Origin of the sequence: Clostridium chromiireducens, from assembly GCF_002029255.1 — a bacterium.
Classification (GTDB): domain Bacteria; phylum Bacillota; class Clostridia; order Clostridiales; family Clostridiaceae; genus Clostridium; species Clostridium chromiireducens.
Genome location: NZ_MZGT01000136.1, coordinates 1 through 5,704, shown reverse-complemented (window position 1 = coordinate 5,704; position 5,704 = coordinate 1). Strand labels below are relative to the sequence as shown.

General features: G+C 32.7%; 2 protein-coding genes. One reads left to right on the top strand and one right to left on the bottom strand.

The genetic code is table 11. The features are described 5' to 3' along the window. Positions 1-377 precede the first annotated feature (377 nt). On the bottom strand, positions 378-4,721 hold the full coding sequence (gene polC / locus CLCHR_RS23645) for a DNA polymerase III subunit alpha (RefSeq protein ID WP_079442396.1): 4,344 nt from the start codon (positions 4,719-4,721) through the stop codon (positions 378-380). Positions 4,722-5,339: 618 nt separating this feature from the next. Here polC and CLCHR_RS23640 point away from each other — a divergent pair. Beyond that, positions 5,340-5,600 carry a hypothetical protein gene (locus CLCHR_RS23640; RefSeq protein ID WP_079442395.1) on the top strand — a complete coding sequence of 87 codons (261 nt, stop codon included), beginning with the start codon at positions 5,340-5,342 and terminating at the stop codon, positions 5,598-5,600. Positions 5,601-5,704 lie beyond the last annotated feature (104 nt).

Sequence of the window (5,704 nt, the reverse complement as noted above, 5' to 3'; positions counted from 1 at the left end):
ATACTGTGTTCTTATATATTATGTTGTATATAACTGTTTAGTGTAAATTCTAAGATACTAATAAAATAAAAATATACGTCGATTATAAATAAACAAACTATAAGATAGACTTGCAATATGAAATATATCCAAACTAGAAAGGAATAGTGCTCTTTTGTGTTGTGTTACATTAGAGAAAGTGTGCCGGTATTTCTTCAGTAGAAGTTATTCCATGTGCGCTTGTCACAATGAATATTGGAGCATGCGTCCATGGATGCAACTTTCACTGTTAGAAATCCGTAAAATATTCTCTTAGTAACCGAAACAGCAGAGTACTATCCCTTTCGGTCGGCTATTCATAATTATAAGACTTAGCCTTGTTTATCTCTAGTCATAATCTACACTGCATCAAAAAAGCTCATTTGATCGCTTTCTGGAAGACCTCTTAAGCAGTCAAATTTTCTTAGTAACTCTATTGCTGAATTTCCAATCTTTGAACGCTTTCTTACATCCTCTACGGAGTTAAATGCCTTTTCCTTAGCTGCATTAGATATACCTTCTGCTGCCACAGTTCCCATACCCGAGATACTATTTATGGATGGTCTTATTCCATCTTCTTCAACTTGAAATTTTGTCGCATGCGATTTATACAAATCAATTGGCAGAAATCTAAGGCCTCTCTCGTACATTTCAAGAACTATTTCCAAATCATCGTACATATCCTTATCCTTAGGTGCCGCGTCAAAGCCCAAAACCTCAATTTCCTTCATCTTTTCCTTAACCTTTTCTTTTCCAAAAATCATAAATTCTGCATCGAAAGCTTTTGCTCTAATACTGAAATAGGTTGCGTAATAAGCCTGAGGTATGTGCACCTTAAACCAAGCAATTCTAAAGGCCATCATTACATAGGCTGCAGCATGGGCCTTAGGGAACATGTATTTTATCTTTTTACATGAATCTATATACCATTCCGGTACATCGTTCGCCCTCATTAAATCTTCATATTCAGCCCATTTCGCAGGATTCTTTAACGCCTGCCCTTTACGAACAAGCTCCATTATCTTAAAGGCCTCACCTGGTGGCAATCCTTGTTTAATAAGGTAGATCATAATATCGTCTCTTGTACAGATTGCTTCACTTAAGGTTACTATTCCTTGATCAATTAAGTCCTTAGCATTTCCTACCCACACGTCAGTACCGTGTGAAAGCCCTGATATAAATATCAAATCTGAGAAAGCTTTAGGCTTTGTATCTACAAGCATATTTCTTACGAACTTAGTACCAAATTCAGGAATCCCAAAAGTTCCAACCTTTGAATTTATCTGATCTGGTGTTACTCCTAGAGCACTAGTTGATGAAAATATAGACATAGTCTCTGCATCATCCATCGGTATATCTTTTGGGTCAACTCCAGTTATATCCTGCAGCATTCTTATAACCGTCGGATCGTCGTGCCCCAGTATATCCAGCTTAAGCAAGTTCTGGTCAATAGAGTGATAATCAAAATGTGTTGTTATAATATCTGAATTAGGATCATCAGCTGGATGCTGTACTGGGCAGAATTCGAAGATTTCACGCCCCTTAGGTACAACTATAATTCCTCCTGGATGCTGCCCAGAAGTTCTTTTTATACCTGTACATCCTACTGCGATTCTTATTGTTTCTGCCTTATTTACTGGAATATTTTTTTCCTCAAAATACTTTCTCACATAACCAAAGGCTGTTTTTTCTGCTATAGTACCTATAGTTCCAGCCTTAAAGGTTGTGCCCTTTCCAAAAATAACTTCTGTATATTTATGAGCTTTTGCCTGATATTCTCCTGAGAAGTTTAAGTCGATATCGGGCTCTTTATCTCCATTAAAGCCTAGGAAGGTTTCAAATGGTATATCTATTCCATCCTTAACTAACTTTTCTCCACAGACAGGGCAATCTTTATCCGGTAAATCGAACCCAATTTTAGAACCATAATCTGAAAAATCCGAATGCTTACATTTAGAGCATCTATAGTGTGGTGGCAGAGCATTTACTTCTGTTATACCTGTCATATTAGCTACAAAAGAGGAACCTACCGATCCTCTGGAACCTACCAAATATCCATCTTCATTGGATTTCCATACAAGCTTCTGTGCTATAATATACATTACCGAGAATCCATTTTTTATAATTGAATCCAGCTCTTTATCGAGTCTTGCCTGAACAATCTCTGGAAGCGGATCTCCATAAAGCTCATGCGCCTTATCATACGCTATATCTTTAATAGTCTGTTCGCAACCTTCTATATGTGGAGGACATTTTTCTGATGAAATTGGACTAATCTGCTCACACATATCAGCTATCTTATTAGTATTTGTAACAACAACTTCATAAGCCTTTGTTCTTCCTAAATAAGAGAATTCATCAAGCATCTCCTCTGTAGTTCTTAAATATAATGGAGCCTGGTCATCAGCATCTTTAAAACCCTGTCCTGCTTCTAATATACGTCTATATATCTCATCTTCTGGGTCTAAGAAATGTACGTCTCCTGTTGCTACTACAGGTTTATTTAATTTTTCTGCCAAGGCTATTATCTTTTTATTAATCTCTTTTAGATAATCTTTATTTGGTACCTGCTCCTGTCTTACTAAGTAATCATTGTTACCTAGAGGCTGGATTTCTAAATAATCATAGAACTTTGCAATCTCTTCTATTTCTTCTTCAGATTTTCCAAGTAAAATTGATTGAAACAGCTCCCCTTCACTGCAGGCACTTCCAATAATCAATCCTTCTGAATATTTTCTAAACATACTCTTTAATATACGTGGTTTTTTATAAAAATAATCTAAATGTGAATATGATACAAGTTTATATAGGTTCTTTAAACCTTCAGAATTCTTAGCTAAAATTATTGCATGATTTGTCTTAACTTTTTTATATGCCTGCTTCTTACTTTCCTCATCAGAAGCATATACTTCGATATCCTCAAGGGTTTCTGTTCCCCTTTCCTTTAGGATTTCAATCATTATGTTAAATACCTTAACAGTAGTATCAACATCATCTAAAGCTCTGTGAGCGACCTCCACCTTTATGCCAAGATTTTTAGCAATTCTCCCTAGTTTATAAGACTTATATTCTGGGAAAATTTCTTGTGCAAGGGGCAAGGTATCTACATAAGTAAAATCAAAATCATAGCCTAAAACCCTTGCATTATGCTTTAAGAAGTTAATATCAAATTCAGCGTTGTGAGCAACTAAGACACATCCTTCAATAAACTCCAGCATTTTAGGAAACACCTTATCTATAGTTTCTGTACCTCTTACCATATCATCTGTTATGTTAGTAACCTGAACAACTCTCGGTGGAATTGGCTTCTTAGGATTTACAAAGGTACTAAACTTATCTACTACCTTTCCGTCCTTGATTTTCATAATTCCTATTTCTGTGATTTTCTCTGTTACAGGAGAAAATCCTGTAGTTTCTAAATCCAGAACACAATATGTAGTATCAATGCTCTGACCTTTTATATTTGTTACAGATGGCTTTTTATCAGGAGCTAAATAGGCTTCAACTCCATATATAACCTTCATATCTGAATTATTTCTTCCAAGTAGTTTATGTGCTTCAGGAAATGACTGAACAACTCCATGATCAGTTATGGCAATAGATTTCATCCCCCAGCTCATAGCTCTTTTGATTAAGGAACTAGCACTAGACATGGCATCCATTTGACTCATTTGTGTATGCATGTGAAGCTCAACTCTCTTCACCTCAGAATTATCCATTCTCTGTACTCTTTTTCTGCCCTCTATTTCGATTATTGTATTCGCAATAAACTCAACTTCGTGAGAAAAATTACTATAACCTGCATTACCTGCAAGTCTAACACCCTTGGCCTTTTTAAGTCTAGGCAATACTTCAACATCATCCCCAGGCTTACAAAATACCTTACATGTCATAGAATTCGATCCATCATATAAATCAAAAGAAACTAATGTTTTTCCGCTTCTTAATTCCTTGGCTTCTAAATTAGATATTTCACCTTCTATGGCTACCCTTCCCTCATTAGGTGTTATATCATTAATTTTTACAATACGATCCTTAATGTTTGGGTTTCTACCTACGATTAAGAATGCATTACCTGCTTTTTTAACATCACCTTCTGCTTTTACTTCTTGTTTGTTTTCTTCAACTTTTTTAGGCATTTCAGGTGTATTAATACTTTGAGTGGTTTTAATTTCTTTAAGAACCTTCATTTCATTTGCGCGTTTATCTTCTTCTATCTTTTCTAAATCTTCACTGTTTATTTTATCAACAAAATTTATATTATATTGCTTGTCATACATATATTTTAGAACTTTATTAATTTCTTTATCATATGACATAGTCTTTAAAAAACCTGATACTGGAATTTTAAAATTAAAATTTATTGTATTTCCAATCACTTCATACTCACTGTTGTTAACAGCTGCTTTTAATGCTGGGTATTTATTTGACATAGAATATACAATATTTTTTAATTCCTCTTCTATTGGTCTTATAGTTACTCCATCAGTATACTTCACGGTAATTTTAGAATCACTTAAGTCGAATTTTTCTCTTATAAATTTATTAAAACTCTCAATTTCTCCAATTTCAATATAATTATCTGAACTTATCTCCATTTCTAATACTTTAGTTCTTTTACGTAAAGTTACAGATTTTATTATTGCAGTATTTATGTTCCCACTAGATTCATAATCACTAAAAGCCTCGTTAACTTTTTTCATACTACCCATTAACCTTCTCTAAAAATTTTTTAGTATGTTACTATTATATAGATTAAACTTGTAATTTGCTAATTCAGAAAAAGATGTTTAAAGATAATCTTACCTAAAAATATTCCTATATCTCTTTCTTATTTATCCTATATAATCTTTATATTATTTTTTAATCTTTAACTAATTTATCATTTGTAAAAACCTAGATTAATCCATTAGCAGTTTTTTTGTGCTTAATTATCATTCCATAATCTAATAGTGTTGTCAAGGCAAAAGCATGTTTGCCACTCACATAAAATTAAGTTATTGCCAAATTATAAATTTTCTTAATTTTATATTCATAACAAGCACATCTTTATTGTTATAATGAGCAATTACATAGCATATACCAATAATCTATTTTGTATTTAGCAAAAGCTTATCTATTTAATATTTAGTCTTAGTTTACCTAATTCTCCTGATATATATTACATATTCACAAATAAAAACCAATTATGTAATATAATTTTCTAATAAAAATTTTAAATCAGTTGTTAATTCATATTTTCTCAATGTAACAAAATTTAATTATGTTTAATATATTAGTACTATAACAAAAGATAATAATTAACAAAGGAGAAATGGGCAGTGAAAAAATGTCATAAATCTTGTCACAAGCATAGCTGTAAAAACTCTCAAGGATATGGTAATAATGGCATGAATTACGGTTCAAATTATGGTAACTACGGCATAAACTGCGGTAATTGTGGAATAAATTATGGTAATTGTGGTTCAAACTATGATAACTGTGGAATTAACTATGGAAATTACGGTGGATATTCCGGAAATTATTATGGAGCTGGATATAACAATATCTGGGGCTTATGGCCACTCTTATTCCTATTATAAAATCTCTTAATAGTAATTACGGCGTTAATGTTATTATTATGCTCATATAGTACAAAGGATAAATTTTTTAACAATATTTAATTAAGAAGAAGTAACAAATAATT